20 protein-coding genes are annotated in these 21,463 nt (G+C 59.0%); 8 read left to right on the top strand and 12 right to left on the bottom strand.

Features of this window, described 5'->3' with window-relative positions; genetic code table 11:
• Window positions 1-30: 30 nt before the first annotated feature.
• Window positions 31-1,449, bottom strand: coding sequence for a sugar transferase (locus E5K02_RS03295; protein ID WP_240737133.1), 1,419 nt, complete (start codon window positions 1,447-1,449; stop codon window positions 31-33).
• A gap of 168 nt (window positions 1,450-1,617) precedes the next feature.
• Here E5K02_RS03295 and E5K02_RS03290 point away from each other — a divergent pair, with 168 nt between their 5' ends.
• From E5K02_RS03290 to E5K02_RS03280, 3 genes are all read left to right on the top strand, one after another.
• Window positions 1,618-2,271 (top strand): protein-L-isoaspartate(D-aspartate) O-methyltransferase, encoded by a 654-nt coding sequence (locus E5K02_RS03290; protein ID WP_135392043.1) that lies wholly within the window; start codon window positions 1,618-1,620, stop codon window positions 2,269-2,271.
• 128 nt (window positions 2,272-2,399) lie between these two features.
• The gene (locus E5K02_RS03285) at window positions 2,400-2,918 is read left to right on the top strand and encodes an acyl-CoA thioesterase (protein ID WP_135392041.1); all 519 of its coding nucleotides are present in this window, start codon (window positions 2,400-2,402) and stop codon (window positions 2,916-2,918) included.
• 86 nt (window positions 2,919-3,004) lie between these two features.
• Entirely contained in the window at window positions 3,005-3,832 is an 828-nt protein-coding gene (locus tag E5K02_RS03280) for a hypothetical protein (RefSeq protein WP_135392039.1), read from the top strand.
• A 92-nt stretch (window positions 3,833-3,924) separates the two neighbouring features.
• On the opposite strand, the gene E5K02_RS03275 is transcribed toward E5K02_RS03280, so the two are convergent.
• The 5 genes from E5K02_RS03275 to alaS form a co-directional block, all read right to left on the bottom strand.
• Window positions 3,925-5,058, bottom strand: coding sequence for a TlpA disulfide reductase family protein (locus E5K02_RS03275; RefSeq protein WP_167856272.1), 1,134 nt, complete (start codon window positions 5,056-5,058; stop codon window positions 3,925-3,927).
• Window positions 5,059-5,204: 146 nt separating this feature from the next.
• The gene (gene gatB / locus E5K02_RS03270; protein WP_135392035.1) at window positions 5,205-6,662 is read right to left on the bottom strand and encodes an Asp-tRNA(Asn)/Glu-tRNA(Gln) amidotransferase subunit GatB; all 1,458 of its coding nucleotides are present in this window, start codon (window positions 6,660-6,662) and stop codon (window positions 5,205-5,207) included.
• Between the two features lie 148 nt (window positions 6,663-6,810).
• Window positions 6,811-7,782, bottom strand: a complete 972-nt coding sequence (locus tag E5K02_RS03265; RefSeq protein ID WP_135392033.1) for an LIC11966 family surface protein — start codon at window positions 7,780-7,782, stop codon at window positions 6,811-6,813.
• A 197-nt stretch (window positions 7,783-7,979) separates the two neighbouring features.
• Window positions 7,980-8,702 carry a hypothetical protein gene (locus E5K02_RS03260; protein ID WP_135392031.1) on the bottom strand — a complete coding sequence of 241 codons (723 nt, stop codon included), beginning with the start codon at window positions 8,700-8,702 and terminating at the stop codon, window positions 7,980-7,982.
• A gap of 254 nt (window positions 8,703-8,956) precedes the next feature.
• Window positions 8,957-11,641 carry an alanine--tRNA ligase gene (gene alaS / locus E5K02_RS03255; protein WP_135392029.1) on the bottom strand — a complete coding sequence of 895 codons (2,685 nt, stop codon included), beginning with the start codon at window positions 11,639-11,641 and terminating at the stop codon, window positions 8,957-8,959.
• Between the two features lie 264 nt (window positions 11,642-11,905).
• Between alaS and E5K02_RS03250 the strand changes: the two genes are divergently transcribed.
• The 4 genes from E5K02_RS03250 to E5K02_RS03235 are packed head-to-tail and all read left to right on the top strand — an operon-like array spanning window position 11,906 to window position 14,942.
• Window positions 11,906-12,265, top strand: coding sequence for a MerR family transcriptional regulator (locus E5K02_RS03250; RefSeq protein WP_135392027.1), 360 nt, complete (start codon window positions 11,906-11,908; stop codon window positions 12,263-12,265).
• Window positions 12,266-12,303: 38 nt separating this feature from the next.
• Window positions 12,304-12,888: a hypothetical protein gene (locus E5K02_RS03245; protein WP_135392025.1), complete on the top strand. Its 585-nt coding sequence runs from the start codon at window positions 12,304-12,306 to the stop codon at window positions 12,886-12,888.
• A gap of 59 nt (window positions 12,889-12,947) precedes the next feature.
• A complete protein-coding gene (gene dprA, locus E5K02_RS03240; protein WP_206025918.1) occupies window positions 12,948-14,078 on the top strand; it encodes a DNA-processing protein DprA in 1,131 nt (376 codons plus the stop codon).
• A 51-nt stretch (window positions 14,079-14,129) separates the two neighbouring features.
• A complete protein-coding gene (locus E5K02_RS03235) occupies window positions 14,130-14,942 on the top strand; it encodes an aminotransferase class IV (RefSeq protein ID WP_167856271.1) in 813 nt (270 codons plus the stop codon).
• On the opposite strand, the gene E5K02_RS03230 is transcribed toward E5K02_RS03235, so the two are convergent.
• From E5K02_RS03230 to E5K02_RS03205, 6 genes are all read right to left on the bottom strand, one after another.
• Window positions 14,939-15,127: a hypothetical protein gene (locus E5K02_RS03230; RefSeq protein ID WP_135392021.1), complete on the bottom strand. Its 189-nt coding sequence runs from the start codon at window positions 15,125-15,127 to the stop codon at window positions 14,939-14,941. The two genes, E5K02_RS03235 and E5K02_RS03230, sit on opposite strands and share 4 nt — an antisense overlap.
• A 602-nt stretch (window positions 15,128-15,729) precedes the next feature.
• Entirely contained in the window at window positions 15,730-16,524 is a 795-nt protein-coding gene (locus E5K02_RS03225) for a thymidylate synthase (protein WP_135392019.1), read from the bottom strand.
• Between the two features lie 33 nt (window positions 16,525-16,557).
• Window positions 16,558-17,028 (bottom strand): nuclear transport factor 2 family protein, encoded by a 471-nt coding sequence (locus tag E5K02_RS03220; RefSeq protein WP_135392017.1) that lies wholly within the window; start codon window positions 17,026-17,028, stop codon window positions 16,558-16,560.
• Window positions 17,029-17,254: 226 nt separating this feature from the next.
• Complete coding sequence (locus tag E5K02_RS03215) at window positions 17,255-17,740, bottom strand: cupin domain-containing protein (RefSeq protein WP_135392015.1); 486 nt, start codon at window positions 17,738-17,740, stop codon at window positions 17,255-17,257.
• Window positions 17,741-17,788: 48 nt separating this feature from the next.
• Window positions 17,789-18,532, bottom strand: coding sequence for a protein phosphatase 2C domain-containing protein (locus tag E5K02_RS03210; protein ID WP_135392013.1), 744 nt, complete (start codon window positions 18,530-18,532; stop codon window positions 17,789-17,791).
• Window positions 18,533-18,686: 154 nt separating this feature from the next.
• Window positions 18,687-18,908, bottom strand: a complete 222-nt coding sequence (locus E5K02_RS03205) for a hypothetical protein (RefSeq protein ID WP_135392011.1) — start codon at window positions 18,906-18,908, stop codon at window positions 18,687-18,689.
• A gap of 158 nt (window positions 18,909-19,066) precedes the next feature.
• On the opposite strand from E5K02_RS03205, the gene E5K02_RS03200 reads away from it, so the two are divergent.
• Window positions 19,067-21,367, top strand: a complete 2,301-nt coding sequence (locus tag E5K02_RS03200) for an efflux RND transporter permease subunit (RefSeq protein WP_135392009.1) — start codon at window positions 19,067-19,069, stop codon at window positions 21,365-21,367.
• Window positions 21,368-21,463: the final 96 nt, after the last annotated feature.

The raw sequence follows: 21,463 nt of genomic DNA, 5'->3' as shown, positions 1-21,463 counted from the left end.
GCACGTGCAAAACGCCAGCACCTGCGTGCATCATTTGCCCCGTCCTTCGACAATGATTTTCAGGGTGTAGAGCATGACGCGGAAATCCATGGCCAAGCTCATGTTCTCGATGTAGAGGATGTCGAACTTCAGGCGCTCGACCATTTGATCGACGGTTTCGGCGTAGCCGTATTTTACCTGCCCCAGGCTGGTAATTCCGGGCCGGACGCGGTGCAGATGCCGGTAGTGGGGAGCGACTTTCACAATCTGGTCGATGTAGAAACGGCGCTCCGGGCGGGGGCCCACCAGGCTCATATCACCTTTCAGCACGTTCCAGAACTGGGGTAGTTCGTCGAGGCGCACTTTGCGCATAAAGCGCCCCCAGGGCGTAATGCGCGGGTCGTGGTCGGACGACAGGGCCGGGCCCTGCTTCTCGGCATCCACGTACATCGAGCGAAACTTGTAGATGCGAAACGGCTGGGCGTTGATGCCGATACGCTCCTGGGCGTAGAAGATTGGGCCGGGAGAGGAAAGCCGCACCATCACGGCCGTGAAGGCATACACGGGCCAGGCCAGCAGCAGGAACAGGGCCGAGCCCACGATATCCAGCAGGCGCTTGGTAAACTCCTGCCAGGGCGGCAGCAAATCGTGCTTGATTTCAATCAGGGGCGTCCCAAACAAGTGGTTCACCTTCACCGAGCCCAGCAGCATCTGGTACAAGTCGGGCAGGATGCTGACCCGGGCCGGCGTGCCTTCCAGCAGCGAGAGAATCTCCTGAATCATGCGGTGCTCACTGGGCTCAATGGCAATGATGATCTGCTCGATTTTGAGAGCCCGGATCAGGGCCGGCAGACGGGTGTAGGAGCCGCGGGCGGGCAACTCGGCCGCTAGTTCGGGGTCGACGGTGTCGCCGACGGGCGCAAAGCCAACCAGCTTCAGCCCTAGGTGCTTGCCGGTGCGGGCCAGCTCGTGGTAGGTTTCGCGGGCCAGCATATTGGAGCCCACCAGCAGGGTATTAAAGGAAATAACGCCCCGCCGCACCAGGTGCTGCACAGTGGTAATGGCCCAGGTCCGCAGCACGGCCGTAATAAAGAAATGCAGCAGAAAGTAGGCCGTAATGGTTTTGTAGTAGAGCCGGTAGGAACTCACCCCCTGGTCGTCGAGCAGCAAGGCAAAGAAGATAATCAGGGCTCCCAGCACCGAAATGCGGGCCAGGCGGATAATCTCGGCCAGCCGCGACTTGCGGAAAATGTCGCGGTATTCGCCAATCAGGGTGTAGAGCACCGACCAGAACAGGCCAATCATCAGGGCCGAGCCGGTCAGGTTGAACAATTCGCCGCCGGTGAAGCGGTAGCCTTCGTTGATTTCGCTGAGCAGGTATTTGCGCAGCAGGAAAAAACACATCCACGCCAGCAGGGCCGCCACGAAGTCGGCAGTGATGAGCTTCAGCTTTTGAAAGGTGCGAGTCAAGGAGATAAGTATAGCAGACCGGCCAAGACCGGTAAACAAATGGGTTTTATGGGCAGGATGCCGTAATTTCGCGGCCGAGCGGCGTAGAAAGGCTTGGTTCCTTTTGCCGAGCCGCGCAAAGGTAGGGCATTAACCCATACCGCCGACACGGGCCCAACCCCAGACTCCATGCACGCTGACACGTACCGACACCGCGGCCTGCGCCGCACCCTTGTGGAAGAATTACGACGCAAGGGCATTCGGGACGAACGGGTGCTGACAGCCCTGGCCACGGTGCCCCGGCACTTGTTCTTCGAGCCCGCCTTTGAGCAGCACGCCTACCAGGACAAGGCCTTTCCCATTGGGCAGGGCCAGACGATTTCGCAGCCCTACACGGTAGCCTACCAAACTGCGCTGCTGCAGCTGCGGCCCACCGACCGGGTCCTGGAAATCGGGACGGGCTCGGGCTACCAGTGCGCCGTGCTGCTGCAGCTGGTGCCCGAAGTATTCAGCATCGAGTACAACCAGATTCTGTTCGAAAACACCCGCCGGCGCCTGGTGGGCTTTGGATTGCGCCCCCACCTGTACTGCGGCGACGGCTCGGTGGGCCTACCCGGACAAGCTCCGTTCGACAAGATTCTGGTCACGGCCGGCTCGCCTACGATTCCGCGGGTCCTGCTGCGGCAGCTGCGCGTGGGCGGGGCCCTGGTCATCCCGGTGGGCGACGAGCATACCCAGCGCATGATGCGGGTGGTGCGCGAGAGTGAGGACGAGTTTGTGCGCGAGGAGTTCGAGGACTTCCGCTTTGTGCCGCTGCTGGGCCAGGCCGGGTGGCCGAAGTAGCAGCCGGGCCCGCAGTTTTTGAGTTATTACCGACCGGTTAGCCGCTATTCTTTCACCAGGCCATCGGCATTCCGGCGGCCGGGGCCCTATCTTTGCGGCCGTTACTTTTTTCAGAAACTGCTTTTCAGATGCGCAAACAGAAGCCCGTTAAAGAATCCTTCGTGATTATGACTGAGCTGGTGCTGCCCAACGACACCAATACGCTCAACAACCTGATGGGAGGCCGCATGATGCACCTGATGGATATTGCCGCGGCCATTTCGGCGCAGAAACACTCCAACCGCATCGTCGTCACGGCCTCGGTCGATAACGTGTCCTTCCGCGACAGTATCGCCCTGGGCAACGTGGTGACCCTGCAAGCCCAGGTGACGCGCTCCTTCAACTCCTCGATGGAAGTGCACATCGACGTATGGGCCGAGGATATTCCCAGCGGTACGAAGATGAAGACCAACGAGGCCTTTTTCACCTTCGTGGCCGTCGACCAGTCGGGCCGCCCGATTGACGTGCCCGAGGCCGTAGCCGAAACCGAGGAAGAAATCCGCCTCTACGACGGGGCTTTGCGCCGGCGGCAGCTGCGCCTCGTGCTCGGGGGCCGGATGCAGCCCCAGGATGCCAATGAGCTCAAGGCGTTGTTTGACATGGAGTAATTGTGGTTATTAGTCGTTGGGGGTCAGCTGGTCGCTTCTTGGGAAGAGCCAACTGAAACCCGGTACCTGACAATTCCCCACCGTCTATGGATCAAGCGTCACTGGCTTTTTTTCAGAGTTTCTACACCAACGTCTCGTTGTATGTAGTACCCGAACCGGACGCGGAAGCAGCGCCCGGAGCCCGGGAGCCGCGGCCAGGGCCGGCGGTAGCGGCCCCGGCCGCGGCTCCCGCGCCCGCCCCGGCCGGCCGGCCAGTTCCGGCCCCCGTTGCTCCGCCGGCTACTCCCGTCCCGGTGGCCTCGAATCCGCCCGCTGCCCCGGCCGCCCAGCCCGGGGCCTCTCCCCCCGCGGGTCCGGGCAAGCTACCCTCCCTGTCTACCCTACACCTGACGCCACCAGCCCCGCCCCGGCCGCCCGTAGCCCCCGCCTCGGCGCCCGTGGTGCCGGCTGCACCTGCTCCAGTGGCGCCCCAAGCCCCGGCAGATGCTCCCCCGACGCGTACGGCTCCTCCGCTGAGTGCCACGCCCTACTCCACGCTGGGCAGCAACCCCAACGGCTTGGTAATTCTGGTGCGCATGGACCCGGTACGCTTCCAGCGTCTGCCCAAAAATGTGTTTTTGAATAACCTGCTCAAGGCCATTCGGCTGGTGATGGAAGACGTGGTGTTGATCAACGTGGAGTCGCACCTGCCGGTGGAGCTCAACACCATTCGCCAGAAGCTGGCCGCCAAACAGATTATTGCCTTTGGCAAAAATCTGCTCGACGTCGCCATCCGGACCACCCAGCTCTATGAGCCCGTTATCCTGGTCGGTGACGCGGCCTACCTGCCCGCGGCGGAAATAGAGCTGTTGGAAGAAGATAACAGCCGCAAAAAACTACTCTGGCAAGCCATGCAGCGAATGTTCCTGAGTTAGGGGCGGCTTGTCAGCCAGTCGTCGTGGACCATAAAAAAAGGCACGTCATATGACGTGCCTTTTTCGTGTTCTGACAGAGCTAAAATGAACGGCTACTTCAGCACCGAGGCCAGCTTGGCTTCCAGGGCATCGCCGCGCAGGTTTTTAGCCACGATACGGCCCTGGGGATCCAGCAGCACCGACTGCGGAATGGCTTTCACGCCGTAGGCCTGCCCGGCCGCACTTTCCCAGCCGCGCAGGTCCGACACGTGGGTCCAGGTCAGCCCGTCGGCCTGAATGGCCTTGAGCCACTTTTCCCGGTCCTGATCAAACGACACGCTGTAGATTTCGAAGCCCTTGCCTTTGTACTTGTTGTAGGCCCGCACTACGTTGGGATTTTCCTTGCGGCAGGGGCCGCACCAGGAAGCCCAGAAGTCGATGAGCACGTACTTGCCGCGCAACGAGGACAAAGCCACACTTTTGCCATCGGGAGCCGGCAGGGCAATTTCCGGGGCCGCCGACCCCACGGCCGTGGCCCGCAGCGGGTCAAGCTTGGCCGACAAGGCCTTGGTGTAGCGCGAGTCGGGCATCGACTTCTTGAACTGCGTCGCCATCGAGTCAATGAAGGCGAAGTTTTCGTCGGGATTCAGCAGGTTGCCCACCACGAAGGCCGAAACCACGGAATTGGGGTTCTGGCGCACCAGCTCCTTGATTTTAGCCGTGTTCTGGGCCTGAGCGGCGTAGAACTTGCCCTCAATCAGTTTCATCGAGTCGGACTGCCCGGCCTGGGCGCTGTTGTTGTAGCGCATTTCCAGCAGGGCCATGGCCCGCTTCGACTCGACCATGGTGCGGCCCAGCTGCTGCAGGGCTTCCGAGTCTTTGGAGCCTTTCACCACATAGCCGTCCGTGAGCTTCTTGGCGTCGCCGGAGAGTTGAATGTTGCTGCCGTTGTCCAGGGCCAGCATTACTTGGTTGGCATCATCCACCTTCACCTGGTAGAGCCCGGCCTCGGGCACCGTGCCTTGCAGCGTGAAACGCCCCTGCTCGTCCACCGTGGCCGTATCGCGCGACACAAACTGGGTTTCGCCCAGCTCGGCCAGATACACCTTCGTCCCGGCCGGGGCGTTGGTCAGCTGGCCGCTCACCTGGTAACCGGTGCCATTGGTGCTGCCCGTAGTCGGCGTGGCCGACTTACTGCAGGCATTGGCCATGCCCAGCACGGTGGTCACCAGAAGTATGCTTTTCATTTTCTCAATCATTCTAATGTTAGGCTACCAGCGGATCAGCACGCGGCTTTCCGCTTTTTGTGAAAACAAGCCTCCGGCGGCCAATTTGGTTCAGCCCGTAGGCTCAACAACGAAACCGGCCGCCTGGTTGGTGTAAAGTACAGGGCTTAGGCGTCGAGTTTCTGGCGCAGCAGCTGGTTGGCCAGCTTGGGGTCGGCCTTGCCGCCGGTAAGCTTCATGAGCTCCCCCATAAACATGCCGGTCAGGGACTTTTTGCCGCCGCGGTACTCTTCCACCTTGCCTGGGTTAGCGTCCAGCACCTGCTGAATCATGGCTTCCAGGGCCCCGGCGTCCGACTGCTGGGTGAGGCCTTGCGCCTCGGCCGCTGCCGCCGCCGATTGGCTTGGGTTGTCGAGCAGGTAAGGAAATAACTGCTTGGCTGCTACCGAGTGCCCTACCTTGTTCTCATCAATGAGGTGAATGATGTCGGCCAGGTGCTGGGGCGTGAGCGGGAAGTCGCTCATCGTCAAAGCCCGCTCGTTGAGGAAGGACTTCACCGGGCCCTGCACCCAGTTGGCGGCAGCCTTGGCGTTCGGGGTCAGGCGCGAAACCTCGTCGAAGAACAGGGCCACTTCCTTCTGGTCGGTGAGCACCGTCGCGTCGTAGTCCGAGAGGCCCAGTTCGCCGGTAAAGCGGGCGTAGAGCTGCTGGGGCAGGGCGGGCAATGAAGCCTGCACCTCGTGCAGCCACTCGTCGCTGATGATGAGTGGGGGCAGATCCGGCTCGGGGAAGTAGCGGTAGTCGTTCAGAGTTTCCTTCGAGCGCTGCCCGCTGGTCGTGCCGGTGGCGGCGTCGAAGCCGCGGGTTTCGCTGTCGAGGGTGTCGCCGGCTTCCAGAACTTCGATCTGCCGCTCGATTTCGTACTCAATGGCGCGCTGCACGTTGCGGAAGGAGTTCATGTTCTTGACTTCCACCTTGGTACCGAACTTCTCGGCGCCCTTGAGCATGACCGAAATGTTGGCGTCGCAGCGCAAGGAGCCTTCCTCCATGTTGCCGTCGCAGATGCCCAGGTACACCACCAGCTTCTTGATTTCGCTCAGGTAGGCATAGGCCTCGTCGGCGTTGCGGATGTCGGGCTCCGACACGATTTCAATCAGCGGCACCCCGGCCCGGTTCAAGTCCACGAGCGTCTCCACCTCCCCGGCCAGGTGCATCGACTTGCCCGCGTCTTCCTCCATGTGAATGCGGGTGATGCCGATGTTCTTGGTCGAGCCGTCGGCCAGCCGAATCGGGACATTACCGGCCGTGCAAATCGGGGTTTTGTCCTGGGTAATCTGGTAGCCCTTGGGCAGGTCGGGGTAGAAATAGTTTTTGCGCGCAAACAGGTTGTCGCGCGTGATGTGGCAGTTGGTGGCCAGGCCCATTTTCATGGCGTACTCCACGGCCGAGCGGTTCACCTTGGGCAAGGTGCCGGGGTGGCCCAGCGTGATGACCGAAAGGTTGTTGTTGGGCAGAGCGCCGTATTCATTCTCGTCCGAGGAGTACATCTTGCTCTGGGTGAGCAGCTGGGCGTGTACTTCCAGTCCGATTACGGGCTGGTATTTGGCTTTTATTGCGTCGTCCATATCAATCAAATTGAGCCGTTGGGGCGGGTTTGGCCCCAATGCGGCCGCAAGATAAAAACTATCCGGCGCCGCACCGGGACAAAAAAGCCGAGCCGGATGCGCATCCGGCTCGGCTTTGCTCAACCGCCCCCGCGGGGCCGCGGTTTCGTTAATCGTTAAACACCGGCACGTAGGTGGCCATAAAGGTGCTCCCGGCTTGGTTATAGGCGTTTACTACCTTCTGGTTCTGGGTGTTGTAGAAGCTAATGCACTTGTTGTAGAGGTCCACGTCGGCCTTGCTGAGCTTGTCTTTGCGCTCCAGCAGGTCTTTGAGCTTCACAAACTGGTCGGAACACATGCTGTGGTAGGTCTTTACCAGGGTGCGGGCCGCGTCGCGGTACTGCCCATCCTTGCCGCGGAAAGCCGGCACATTGGCTAGTTGGTCGAGGGCGGCCTGGGTATCGGTCAGGAGCTGCACGCGGGCTACCTCAAAGTCGGCCGCGTTTTGCTGGCGCATGGCATCGGCGAGCATGGCGCTGGCTTTTTCGGTGCGAAACTGGGCCAGGAAGATCTGGTGCTGGTAGGTATTCACTTCCGACACCTGCTTCATGTACTGCGACAGCCGCTTCCCCTCGGGGTCTTCGCCCACGGTCATGTTATGCCGCTTGGCAAAGCGCTGCTGGGCCGCGTCTACGCTGTCGTTGACGGCCCGCAGCTTGGCTTCGGCCACTTCCTGGGCGTGCAGGTAGCGCTCCATGTTTTCCACGCTGGCCGTGCGGGTAGCGGCCATCATGTCCACGGCCTTGTAGTCCTCGGAATACACTTTCAGTTGCTGGTAGAAGGCTTCGGTCGTTTGATCCTTAAAGCCCTTGTCGTCCTCGAAGGCAGGCAGCTTGGCCAGCTTAGCCAGCGAAATTTCGGTTTGCTTTACCAAGTCCATGCGCTTGGCGTCCACTTTTTTCTCGTTGTCGCTGTGGGCGGCCTTGCTGATGTAGCGCAGGTTTTTCTTGAGCATGGCCCGCTGCTCGCCGATAATAAAATTGTTGTAGGCCCCCGGGTCAGTGAAGGTCTGGGCCAAGGCCGGGGCGGCGAAAAAGCCAGTCAGCAGGGCGCTGGCCAGCAACAGGGTAGAAATGCGCATCCGTGAATAGGATAAAAATGAAAAAATCTGTTAAGAAAATCGGTCCTTCACCTCCATCAAGGATAAGCTAGCGGTGCTGACCGGAATACTGTATGAAAATAAAACCTCGTACCAGGGCGCGAAAAAATGGTGCTTCATGGCTGCCAGCGAAGCCGGGCGCACTGAATCTTTCACCCGAGTAGCAGACCGGCCCGCGCTTAGTGCTCCCCAACCCGGGCATCAATCAGCCGGATCAGCTGGCGGCTATGCTGCATCACGTCGTGGTACCGCTTTAGGATATAGGGAATCTGGTCTGCGTGACTGAGGTAGTTCTGCATGGGACCCACGGCCATTACCGCAGCCAAATTCTGTTGATTGGGCGCCAGGTGGTCGTCGAGGTAGCGGCCAATGGTTTGGGTCTTGTAATCCGAAAAATTATCGGCTTCACTCACCAGGCCAGGAACCAGCTCTTGGTAGTGGTCAAGAATCCCATTGAGCAGGGCTTCCTCTTCAATCACGTCCAGGTCGCCCGACGATTTCAGTCCTTCAAACCGGGAAGCATTGGGCACCAGCACCGTGGTGTTGCGCAGGGTCCAGCTATATTGTTGCAGGCTGTCGGGGTGCTGGGTCTGGGGCGTCAGGGCCCGGAAATAGCGGAATGCCTTGTACTGGGTGACGTACGAGGCCGAGTCGCCCTGCATTTCCTGAATATCGTGCCCTAAATCCTGGCGCAGCCCCAGCAGAAACTTCCGCTCCTTGTCGCGCTCCAAAGAGTGTTCGTGCCAGCTGTGGAGCTGAATGGAAAGCGTGATGGCAAAGACGATAATGCCAATTTCCAGCAAGATTTCGGGCAGGCGCTGCCGCCACGTTTGGTGGTGAATATGCTCTTCCATGCCCAAGGCTTTTTTACCGTGTTTGGTAACGAGGTCAACTTCAATCATAGGGGTACTCCGTAGGGCCGGCAAGATAGGCAGCCGCGCAGCTGCCAAACAATACGCACCCGCTGGATTCGGCCATCCACCAGACGCCTTAACCAGTCAAAGTATTCGGCTTCAAGCGCTTGCCGGTGGGCCAGAGCAAGCTACGACTTCCTTGGGGTTGCCCGCTCTTGAACAAACCGACCAAAAGAAAGCGGGCTGGACAGCCGCCGCCCGAAGAGCAGCACCATCCAGCCCGCAAACCGGGTTGGTCAAGCTTACGCCAAGGACTTACCGATCAGCTCCTCGGCCTTGGCAATAGCGGCGCCCAGGCCGGCCACGTTCTTGCCGCCGGCCGTGGCAAAGAACGGCTGGCCGCCGCCCCCACCCTGGATTTCCTTGGCCAGTTCCCGCACCAGCGTCGAGGCATTGAGCTTGCCGGCTTTGGCAATATCGTCGTCGAGCATCACGGCCAGCTGGGGCTTGCCTTCGATGTCGGCGCCGAGCACCAGCACGAGGTTGTCCACGGTCTGGCGCAGGTGGTAGGCCAGGGTTTTCAGGGCATCGGCCGAGCCGGCCTGCACCTGGGCGGCCAGGAAGTTGACCCCGCCGAGCGGCTTCACCTGGGCGGCCAGCTGGTCTTTCTGCTGGTTGATGCTCTGCTGCTCAAACTGCTCGATCTGCTTGCGCAGGGCGGCAATTTCCTCGGTTTGCTTCTGCAGGCTGGGCAGCAGGTGCTGGGGGTTGCCCAGGGCCTCGCGCACCTGGCTCAGCAGGTCGAGCTGCTGGTCCACGTAGGCTTCGGCGGTTTCTCCGGTTACGGCCTCGATGCGGCGGACGCCGGCACCCACGGCGCTTTCCGAGGTAATTTTGAAAAAGCCGATTTCGCCGGTGCCCCGCACGTGGGTACCGCCGCAGAGCTCCACGGAGTAGTTCTTGTCGAAAGTGATAACGCGCACGAACTCGCCGTACTTTTCACCAAAGAGGGCCATGGCGCCCAGGTTTTTGGCCTCGGCAATGGGCACGTTGCGCCGCTCATCCAGCGGAATCTGCTGGCGGATCCGCTCGTTGACCAGGCGCTCAATCTCGCGCAGCTGCTCGTCGGTGACCTTGGTGAAGTGCGAGAAGTCGAAGCGCAGCAGCTTATCGTTCACCAGGGAGCCTTTCTGCTGCACGTGGCTGCCGATGATTTCGCGCAAAGCGGCCTGTAGCAAGTGGGTGGCCGTGTGGTTTTTGCGGATCAGCTCGCGGCGGGCGTGGTCGATTTTGGCCGAGAAGTCGGCGTCCAGGTCCTGGGGCAAATCCAGAACGGTGTGCACAATCAGGTCGTTTTCCTTCTTGGTATCAATCACGCGCACCTTGCTCAGGGGCGACTCCAGGTAGCCCGTGTCGCCGATCTGCCCGCCCGACTCGGCGTAGAACGGGGTCTGGTCGAGCACCACCTGGTACTCGGTTTTGCCCTTCTTATCGATTTTGCGGTAGCGCAGGATTTTGGCCGGGGCCTCGTCCAGGTCGTAGCCTACGAAAGCCGGCTGCTCCTCGGATTCCAGCACCACCGTCCAGTCGCTCTGCTCGGTTTCCTGGGCGTTGCGGCTGCGGCTTTTCTGCTGGGCCAGCTCTTTCTGGAAGCCCTCTTCGTCCACGGTCAGGCCCTTTTCGCGGGCAATCAGGGCCGTGAGGTCCAGGGGGAAGCCGAAGGTGTCACTCAGCTCAAAGGCGGTTTTGCCGTCGATACGGTTGCCGTTCTGCCGGGCGGCTTCTTCCAGGGCATCGAGGCGGCGCAGGCCGTTTTCCAGGGTTTTGAGGAAGGCGACTTCCTCCTCCTCCACCACGCGCTGCACAAAGGAAGTCTGCTGCTTGAGTTCGGGGAAGATATCCTTCATCTGGTCGGCCAGCACGGGCACGAGCTTATAGAGGAAGGGCTGCTTCTGGCCCAGGGACGAAAACGCGTAGCGCACGGCCCGGCGCAGAATGCGGCGAATCACGTAGCCGGCCTTCACGTTGGAGGGCAGCTGCCCGTCGGCAATGGCGAAGGAAATCGTGCGGATGTGGTCGGCCAGGACGCGAATGGCAATGTCGGTTTTCTCGTTTTCGGTGGCCGGCTGGTCGTTCACGGTGGCTGGGGCCGTGCCGTGGTATTTCACGCCAGCCTCGGCGGCAATAAACTGAATCAGGGGCTGGAATACGTCGGTGTCGTAGTTCGACTTCACCCCCGACACGGCCATCATCAGCCGCTCGAAGCCCATGCCGGTGTCCACGCTCTGCTCGGGCAGCTTAATCAGGGACTTGTCGGCCAGGCGCTGGAACTCCATGAACACGTTGTTCCAGATTTCGACTACCTGCGGGTGGTCGGCATTGACCAATTCGCGGCCGGGCTTCTGCTGCCGCTCCTCTTCGGAGCGCAGGTCGATGTGGATTTCGGTGCAGGGGCCGCAGGGGCCGGTGTCGCCCATTTCCCAGAAGTTGTCCTTCTTGTTGCCGGGCAAAATCCGGTCGTCGGTGGTGTATTGGCGCCACAAGCCCTGGGTTTCGGTGTCGGCGGCGGTGCCGTCCTTTTCGTCGCCCTCAAAGTAGGTTACGTAGAGGCGGTCCTTCTCCAGCTTATAGACTTCGGTGAGCAGCTCCCAGGCCCAGGCAATGGCGTCCTTCTTGAAATAGTCGCCAAACGACCAGTTGCCCAGCATTTCGAACATGGTGTGGTGGTAGGTGTCGTAGCCTACCTCTTCCAGGTCGTTGTGCTTGCCCGACACGCGCAGGCACTTCTGGGTGTCGGCAATGCGCTTGTAGGGCGCGGGCTTGTTGCCCAGGAAGTAATCCTTGAACGGGGCCATACCCGAGTTAATGAACAGCAGCGTGGGGTCGTCCTTCACCACGATGGGCGCCGAGGGCACGATGTGGTGGCCTTTGGAAGCGAAGAAATCGAGGAACTGCTGGCGGACGTGGCTGGCGGTGGGAAGTGACATAAGAAGTAACGCGAAGCTGAACTTGGCGAGTCGAGTGATGCGGTGAATGAAACGGCCGAGCCCCAGAGGAATTGGCCGCAGCCGGGAATTTGGTTACTTTTCGCTTTTCCAGCGGAAAGGCCGTTCCGGCAAAGGTAGCCGACTTTGGAGAAGTGAGAAATCAGAAGTTAGAGCTTAGACTCGTTCCTGCGGATTTTTAGGCTTCACTCCTTCTTTTCCCGTCGCCCTTCTAAGCTCTAATATCTAAGTTCTAAGTTCTACCAAATGCCCTACAAAGAGCGCGACATCGAGAAGCAGTACTTCACCATCGGCGAGGTGGCGGCCCAGTTCAACGTGGCCCCGTCGCTGATTCGCTTCTGGGAAACCGAGTTTGAGGAGCTGCGCCCGCGCAAAAGCAAGAAGGGCAACCGCCTCTACACGCCCCAGGACGTGGATATTTTCCGCACGATTTACCACCTGGTCAAGGAGCGGGGCTACACCATTCCCGGGGCCCGCGACATGCTCAAGCAGAAAGGCCCCCAGCTCAAGGAAAAAATCGACGTGATTCAGAGCCTGGAGAAAGTGCGGGGCTTTTTGGTGACCATGAAAAAGGAGCTGGACGCCATTGGCAAAACGCAGGGGTAGCAACAGAACCCATTGCCATATTAACCCAGCTATTCCCGTTGACTCGAATTAAAGAGTATTTACCCAATCTGATAGCCACCATATGGCTGCTGTGCTGGCCATTGGTGCTGCTTACGTATTTCACGCCTCTAGAATTCGTGCCTTTGCAGCTAGGCAACTTGCCACGCTTGGGGTTATGGCTGCTGGCCTTCCCGGCCACTCGCTGGCTAAAAACCCGCACCAGAATTTTATCCTGGCTCTGGACGCTGCTGCCATGGCTTATGTGGGGTCCGCTGGTGCTGGTGCAGTTAGTCGTTGTTGCCAGTTGGTACCAGAAGGCGAAAAGCTATACTCCGGGCAAATTCCAGTGGACCTCCTGGCGGCAGGCAGTAATACCGGTTGAAGACCTATTTGTCCGACAATATCCGTGGCACACAGTTGCTTTCGACTATCGGCAGGGCGATGTTGTAGCAGTCAGGCAATTACGTTTTACAAACGCGGGTGCCGAGCCGCGACGGGTTATCATCACTCCCGTGATGCCCGGCCTGCAATGGTGCGTGCCAATTCCTTACGACAGTCTGCTGAAGGCTCCCTGGCAAATGGTTGATACGGTAGCTGCCCGGGAGTTGGAGCGGGTTGAGTAGTATCTTGATATTGAAATACAAGACCTAATTTACGTCCCTATTTTATCCATTAAACTATTATGCCTATTTCTACCGACGAAGTACTCTTCCACGAAGTCGCCCTGACGTTATTTCCCGGTATCGGGCCGCAGCTTACGCGGCAGCTGATGAGCTACGGGGGCTCGGCCAAAAACGTGCTGCTGCTGCCGCCGGGCAAGCTGCGCAAGATTCCCGGCGTGGGCCCTACCACCGTGGCTACGCTGACCGGCGGCGAACGGACTACCGCCCTGAAAAAGGCCGAAGAAGCCCTGCGCAAGGCCGAAAAGGACGGGGTACACCTCCTGTTCTACACCAGCAAGCAGTACCCGAGCCGGCTCAAAACCATTCCCGACGCGCCCGTGCTGCTCTACTACCAGGGCACGGCCAACCTGAACCAGCCCAAAACCATCGGCATCGTGGGCACCCGCAAGGCCACCGACTACGGCCGGGAGCAAACCGAGAAGCTGGTGCTGGGCCTGGTGCCCCACCGCCCACTGGTGGTGAGCGGGCTGGCCTACGGCATCGACATTATGGCCCACCGCGCCGCCTTGCAGGAAGGCCTGGAAACCGTGGGCGTGATGGCTACCGGCCTGGACGTGCTCTACCCCGCCGCCCACCGCAAAACGGCCGAAAAGATGCTCACCCAGGGCGGCCTGCTCACCGAGTTTGCCTTTGGCACCCAGCCCGACCGGTTCAACTTCCCGGCCCGCAACCGCATCATTGCCGGCCTTTCGGATGGGACGGTGGTGGTGGAAGCGGCCAGAAAAGGTGGAGCGCTGATAACGGCCGAAATTGCGCTCAGCTACAACAAGGACGTGCTGGCCGTGCCCGGCAACCTGGGCTCCGTAGCCTCTGAGGGCTGCAACGACCTGATCAAAGCTAACAAAGCCGCCCTCTACGGCGAGCCGGCCGACCTGGAGCAGCTCCTGAACTGGGACGCGGCCCTGCACCAGACCGGCAAGTTCAAGCCCACGCCCACCTACGACCCAGCTGATTTCACCGCCGAGGAATTCCAACTGCTGGAAGTGCTGCTGGCCAGCAAGGAAGAGCAAATGGATGATCTGAGCTGGAAAGCCCAATTACCGGTCAATAAAGTAGCCACGCTGCTACTGGGCCTGGAATTCCGGGGCGTGGTAAAGGCCCTGCCGGGCAAGAAGTTTGTATTGGTATAAGCTACTTTGCCGCTCGGCTACTCTGTTACTCATCCCTCCCTTTTCCCACTCGTGCTGCTGCTCAACAACCAACTGCTGCCTACTGCTACCCTGGCTTTACCCAACCGCGGCCTAGCCTTTGGCGACGGTTTTTTTGAAACCCTGGTCTATACCGACAACCGCCTGCGCCACGCGGCCCTCCACACGGCCCGGATGCAGCAAGCCGCCTCCGCCCTCTTCCTAACGCTCCCGCCTCAACTGGCCACGCCCGAAGCCCTGGAAACGACTCTGGCGGGGTTGGCCACAGCCAGTCGGCGGTCCGCGGCCCGCCTGCGGGTGCAGCTGTGGCGGGCCGGCGGCGGCCGCTACACTCCCCCAACCACCGACGCAGAGTGGCTGGCCACGGCTGAAGATTTTGCCGCTGATACTTCCCCTATTCAGCGTGCCGGCTTCGCCGAGGAAACCCAGGCGCTGTACTCGCCCCTGAGCTTTTGCAAAGGCCCGCAGGCCTGGCTCTACGTGCGCGCCGCCCACGAGCGGCAGCAGCGTGGCCTCGACGAAATTATTCTTTGTGATGCGGCGGGCCACGTGGCCGAAGCCGGGGCTTCTGCGGTTTTTTGGTTAAACGCAGGCAAGCTGTTCACGCCGTCCCTGACGACGGGCTGCGTAGCGGGCGTCCGGCGGGCTCACCTGCTGCGGGTAGCCCGGCAGCACGGCTTGCCTTGTGAGGAAGGCCTGTTCTACCCAGAAACTTTGTTGGCGGCAGAAACGGTGTTTGTTGCCAACGTGGCTTCTATTCGGACTATCCGCCAGATAGGGCACCAGATTTTTGCTACCGACCATGCCTTGCTAGCGCAACTGCTCGCCTGGGAACGGCCAGCCTAGCGGGTGGGCGACAAGTTCCGGCAGCGCAGGCGGAGCCAGCTTTCTTCAAATTCGGCCAAGTCAGCCTCGGTCACGTTGTTGATGCGCAAAATTTCGGCTCGATCCTGCTCGCAGCCTTCCAGGGCATAAAGCGCAATCCAAGCGCGGTGCTTACGAGGTAAGGACGTGGTTTCGAGAGGGGGCACTGGGGTACTGAGCAATAGAAGTGGGAGAGCAAGACTGAGACGATACTTACGCAATCTACACCCTTTTGGATTTTATATATACAGTTGAACTATTTCTAAACAAAAACCGAGCAACAAAATTCCGCAGGTATTAGAAATTTACAAAAGCACCCCCTCTTACGCGTTCAAGGACCAGAGGTTATACAAAGTCAAAAAATAGCCTATACAAAGCTTATAAGGGGCTATATACTAAAAACACATACCGTTCGTCTGCTATTAAGAAACAGAAAATCATGGATAAACATCATTTACCGAGGCAATAAATTAGTTTTCCGTTTTAGTGCTATACCCTTTTCATCACCTGTTTGCCCTACGATTCGACCCATAGCCCAAATACAGGCGCCACAGCAAAGGCTCCTTATTACCCTAAATCAGGTAGTGAATCCGGGCTTGAAGAGGGTTGGCAAGCGGTGCTACTATTGGGAGCATAGCTCGGTATAGTAGCCCCTGATAACGACAAGCAAATCACCCTAGCAACATCAGCGGCCCGCCCAACAAGCTCACAACACCCTGTGCGAGGCCGTCAGCTGGCAGGTCTGCCCAAAATTTCAGCCTACGGTAGCTTACACTGCTACGGGCGCCTTAATGGCCGGATGAGGAGTATAGTTCTCGAGAGTGAAGTCTTCGTAGCGGAAGCCGAAAATATCTTTTACCTGCGGATTCAGGTGCATCTGGGGCAAGGGCCGCGGTTCGCGGGTGAGTTGCAGGCGGGCCTGCTCGAGGTGGTTGGAATACAGGTGGGTGTCGCCGCCGGTCCAGATAAACTCCCCGGGCTGCAGGCCAGTCACCTGGGCCATCATGAGCGTGAGCAGAGCGTAGGAGGCAATGTTGAAGGGCACGCCCAAAAAGACGTCGGCGGAGCGCTGGTAGAGCTGGCAGCTGAGCTTGCCGTCGGCCACGTAGAACTGGAACAGGGCGTGGCAGGGCATCAGGTGCATCTGGTCCAGCTCAGCCACGTTCCAGGCCGACACCAGGATGCGGCGCGAATCGGGCGAGGTGGTGAGCTGGCGCACGACTTCGGAAATCTGGTCGATGTGGGAGCCGTCGGGCCGGGGCCAGTTGCGCCACTGCTTACCGTAGACCGGGCCCAGCTCGCCGTTTTCATCGGCCCACTCATCCCAGATTTTGACGCCGTTGTCGGTCAGGTACTTGATGTTGGTATCACCCTGTAAAAACCACAGCAGCTCGTGGATAATGCTTTTCAGGTGAACCTTCTTGGTCGTGACCAGCGGAAAGCCCTGTTGCAGGTCGAAGCGCATCTGGTGCCCGAAAATACTGAGCGTGCCGGTGCCGGTGCGGTCGGTTTTCTGGGTGCCGTGGTCGAGGATGTGCTGGACGAGGTCGAGGTACTGCTGCATGGCGCGAAAGTACGAACCCGCGCCGGAAACTCGTTAAGATTTGCGCCCGGTGGGCAGTACGGCAGCCTGGGCCGACACAGCCTGCCAGCGCCCCCCCTGCTTCACGTACACATCGGTATAGCGCAGACGCAGGGCGAAGGGCTGGCCCAGCCACGTGCCGGTTTGCAGAAACCAGCCGGTCAGAATCACCGTGTTTTTGCCGTACTGCCGCACCCGCACGCCCTCGCTCTGGAAGGGGTTGATGACCGAATTAGGGTTGCTGACGGCCAGCAGCACGGTTTTCTTGTCGTTCACGCTGCCGTCGGCGGCAATGTAGAGGAAGTCGGGGGCCAGTAGGCGGCTGATAAAGGCCGTGTCGCGGCTGACGATGGCTTCGTTCCAGCGCCGCTCCAGTTGCAGCAGCTCCTGAGCTACTTTGGGGTCGGGTGGCCGGGGCACGCCGCGCTGGGCGAAGGCGGCGGGCAGGGTCAGCAGGTTGAGCAGGCAGAACAGGAAGGTGCGCATGGAAATCAACTTGGGCGAAAATCAGCAGGATAAAAATCCAGTGTGTCATCCTGCGCTTAGCGAAGGACCTTACGACGAAAGAACGAATCGGAGCAACGATTGTCGTTTCTACCCTACAAGGCCCTTCGCTAAGCGCAGGATGAAAGACCTTGTACCAACGAAAAAGCCGCCCGTGTGGGCGGCTTTGTCAGGCCTAAACTTTTACCAACGGCGTATCTGGAAAGCCTTAATTGCGGCGGGTGAACTGCTCAATAACAGCTCGCAGCTGCGGAAACTCTTGAATCAGGGCTTCCTGCTGGCTCAGCTCAAAGTCCCGAAAGTCGAAGCCTGGGGCCACCGTGCAGCTCACCAGGGCAAAGCCTTGCTCGCCTTTTACCCGGGCCCCAAACCAAGTGTGGGCCGGAATAACGGCCTGGGGCACCTGGCCCTGCGCAAGGTCGTTGCCCAGCTCGATGGTAACCAGCTGGCCTTGCTGAATCAGGACGATTTCCAGGGCCTGCCCCTGGTGAAAAAACCACAGCTCATCCGACTGAATCCGGTGGAAGTGGGACTTGTCGGCGCCTTTCAGCAGGTAGTAAATAGCCGTGCTGACGTTACGGGATGCGCCGGCCGCCGTGGTGAGGGTAGCGGCGGCCCGGTAGGTTTCCTTGTAATAGCCGCCTTCCGGGTGCGGTAGCAGCTGGAGCTTCTCAATGATGGATTGGGCACTCATGGGGTAGTAAGCTCGGGGTTTTCGATGGGTAATTCACCGGTTGATGAGCTACTTACTTTCGGCGATGAGTCTGACCATGGCAAAGTCGTCGGTTGGTTTCAGCCCGTAAAGATGCTCTAGCTTCTTCAATTTCAGGCTAAGCATTTCTTTGCTGTCGGCATTCTGTTTATCAACGAGTAAAAAATCAACAGGATTAATTTCATCCAACGCATCCGCTTTTTTAACGGGCGCAAACATAAATATCCCATCCGTAGCGATGCTAACATCCTGCAAGGTGTCAAACTCTATCTTCTGAGTCTGGCTGTCGTACCACACCTCGAAGTTCTCGTGTAAATGAAAGCCTAGGTAATCTGGCTTGTTGTCCTGGTCAAATTCGGTAACCGTACCATTAACACTCACCAATCCGTCGCCGACTACCAAGACAATTCCTTGCTCAGTGCTTCGGTCAAAAATCAGAATAATTAACGTAGTCAACAATTCGTTTCGCTCAAGCATGAGTTGCTCTTTAGCAATATTCAACTCTTTGAACAAGCTGGCTACTACCGACTTTAAACAAGCATCAATGTCGGTTTTTGTATCGAGCTTATACAATTCCCGGTAGCCTTTTTCCTTGGCAATCTTACGCAATATCTTGCCAACCAGAGTAGAAACAAAGTAACTATCGGTTGCCATTGTACAGCCATCCATTACGGCGCACAAGATCTTATCAGACCCGATGTTCCCTACAAATACATAATCTTCGCAATGATTCGTGTGGTATTCTCCGATTTGTAAAGCTGAGTATATCTGCATTTAAACAAAGGTAGATTTTATATCCGCAACGAAGTTTCATACTATGAAAAAGCAGAACAGCACTTGCTTTTAAATTCGGGCATCTAACAGCCAACAGAAAACAAAAAAGCTGCCTTTTCAGGCAGCTTTTTTAAAACGAAATTCCAACTGCCGCTTACAGCGACTTGGCTACCGACGTTACGGCGGCAGGTGTGGTTTCGGCAGGCTTTACCGAAGCCGTTTTGCCGCCTTTTTTCATGCAGCAGCTGGCCGTGCCTTTCTCAGCCATCGAGCAGGATTTCGCGCTTTTCTTGCCTTTCTTGTCGTCTTTGCCCTCGTGGGCGGAGGCGGTGCCGACAAAGGCCAGCAGGGTCAGGGCGAGCAGGACGTTTTTCATGAGTAGATATCTTAAGAAGTGAGGAAACAAAAGGCGGCAGGGCATGGTTGGCCTCCTAGTGCCTCTAAAGTACAAAAGCGGCGGCATAGTTCGACGCTGCCGGAGGCTGCTTTTTTGTTTGGTTGCCCCGGTCCGCCACCGGGGCTCTAGCTCCTGGAATGCCGCTTCGCAAACTCAGTTACCTTACCCTGCTCCTGCTGACCCTGGTGACGGCCGTCAGCATCTATTTCGTGGCCCAGCTGCGGTTCAACTACAATTTCAACGACTTCTACCCCGCCGGCGACCCGGACCTGGACTACTACGAGCAGTACTCGGCCCGCTTCGGCAACGACAACGACTATGTGCTGCTGGGCCTGGAGGCGCCCCCGGGCCACTCGGTATTTGAGCCGCAGTTCTTGGTCAAAGTCGATTCGCTGACCCGCTTTATCCAGCAGCGGCGGCACGTGGTGCACGTCACCTCGCCCACCAACGCTACCAACCCCGTGGTGGAAGGCTTTGGGGTCTTCAATATTCCGTATCTGCACCCCCAGGAACCCGCCCGCCGCGCCCAGGACTCGACGCTGGTGTACCGCACCCCGGGCCTGGTCGACAACCTGATTGCGCGCGACGCCCGCTCGGTCACCATTCTGTTTCAAACTGCGCCTAACCTGAGCAAGCCGCCCGGCGACTCGCTGCTGGCCGCCGTGCGCACGGAGCTAACCCGCCAGGGCATTACCGACAGCCAGTACCACCTGGCCGGCAAAATGGTGGCCCAATCGGTATTCGTCGACCGGCTGCAGTGGGAGCTGGTTGTGTTTATGAGCCTGTCGGTAATGCTGGTCACGGTGCTGCTCTGGTTTACCTTCCGCACCTGGTGGGGCGTGGTCTTGCCGCTGGTAGTGGTCATGGGGGCCATTATCTGGGGCCTGGGGCTGATGAGTGCCTGCGGGGTCAGCATCGATTTGATGACGGCCCTGCTGCCCATCATGCTCTTCGTGGTGGGCATGTCCGACACGATTCATATCATTACCCGCTACAGCACCGAGCTGGGCTACGGGGCCAGCAAGAAGGATTCGCTGCTGATTGCCCTGAAGGAGTCGGGCTTCGGCTCGGGGCTGTCGGCCCTGACGACCAGCATCGGGTTTTTCACCCTGATGACCAGTACCATCCGGCCCATTTACAACTTCGGGCTCTTTACCGGCATTGCGGTGCTGCTCACCTTTGTGCTGTCCTTTACGCTGCTGCCGGCCATGCTGGTGCTGCTGCGTAAGCCCCAGCTGCGGGTGCCGCGCCGGGAAGGCCACAGCTGGGACGGGGTGCTGGGCCGGATGTTTCGCACGGTGCTGGCCCGGCGCCAGCTGGTCGTGGGCCTGAGCGCGCTGATTCTGATTGGCTCGGTGGCTTCGGCCTCCCGCATCCGCATCAACTCGTCCTTGCTCGACGACTTGTCAAAAAACGACCCGGTGAAGCTGGATTTCGCCTTTTTCGAAAAGAACTTCGCCGGCGTACGGCCTTTTGAGCTGGCGTTGCAGCCCGCGGCGGGCCGTAGCATCTACGACTTACAGGTGCTGCGCGAAACCGAGGAAATCGAGAAGTACCTACAGAAAACCTACGGCCTGAACTTCGTGGCCTCGCCCGTAACCATCATCAAATCGGTGCGCAAGGCCCTGAACGGCGGCCTCCTGGAGGAATACCGCCTGCCCGAGTCCGAGGCCGAGCTGGCCCAGCTGGTGCGCCGGGTGAAGCTGTTTCGCAAAAAGCCCGAGTTTCGGGCCCTGGTGCTGCCCGACGCCTCCGAGGGCCGCCTCACCGGCCGCATGCCCGACATAGGCAGCATCCGGGCCGACGCGCTGAATGCCGATTTGCGGCAGTTTCTGCGGCAGCACACCGACCCGAAAATCCTGACTACCCGCCTGACGGGCTCGGCCAACTTAATTGACAAAAACAACGAAAACCTCACGCTCAACATGATTACGGGCATGAGCATCGACATTGTGATGGTCACGCTCATCGTGCTGCTGCTGTTTCGCAGCCTGCGCATGACCCTGGTGGTGCTCATTCCCAACCTGGTCCCGATTCTGATTGTGGCCGGCGTCATGGGGCTGGCGGGCGTGAGCATGAAGGTCAGCACGAGCATCATTTTCACCATTGCCTTCGGCATTGCCGTCGACGACACGATTCACTTTATCAGCAAGCTCAAGCTGACCCTGCTGCAGGAGCCCAGCCTGTTTAAGGCCGTGCGCAAAACCTACCTCATGGCCGGTAAAGCCGTCATTGTGACTTCCCTGATTCTGGTCGGCGGCTTCAGCACCCTGATCTTCTCCTCCTTCGACGGCACTTTCTACGTGGGCCTGCTCATCGGCCTGACCCTGCTTTTCGGCGTAGTAGCCGAGCTGACCTTGCTGCCCATTCTCATCCTGTATTTCTACAAGCACAAGCCCAAAGAAATCCGCCAGCCGGTGCCGATGCTGACGGAATAAGGCGGAAAAAGGTGCTAATGTGGTTGTAGGTACCAAGATGCTAATGTAAAAGCCGTGCCCTTGCAAGGCAGCACGACACGTAGGTTTTAGCGCCTG

This window comes from Hymenobacter metallicola, from assembly GCF_004745645.1.
Lineage (GTDB): Bacteria > Bacteroidota > Bacteroidia > Cytophagales > Hymenobacteraceae > Hymenobacter > Hymenobacter metallicola.
Note: the sequence above shows the minus strand (reverse complement) of the source record. Positions and strands in the feature narration are given on the sequence as shown.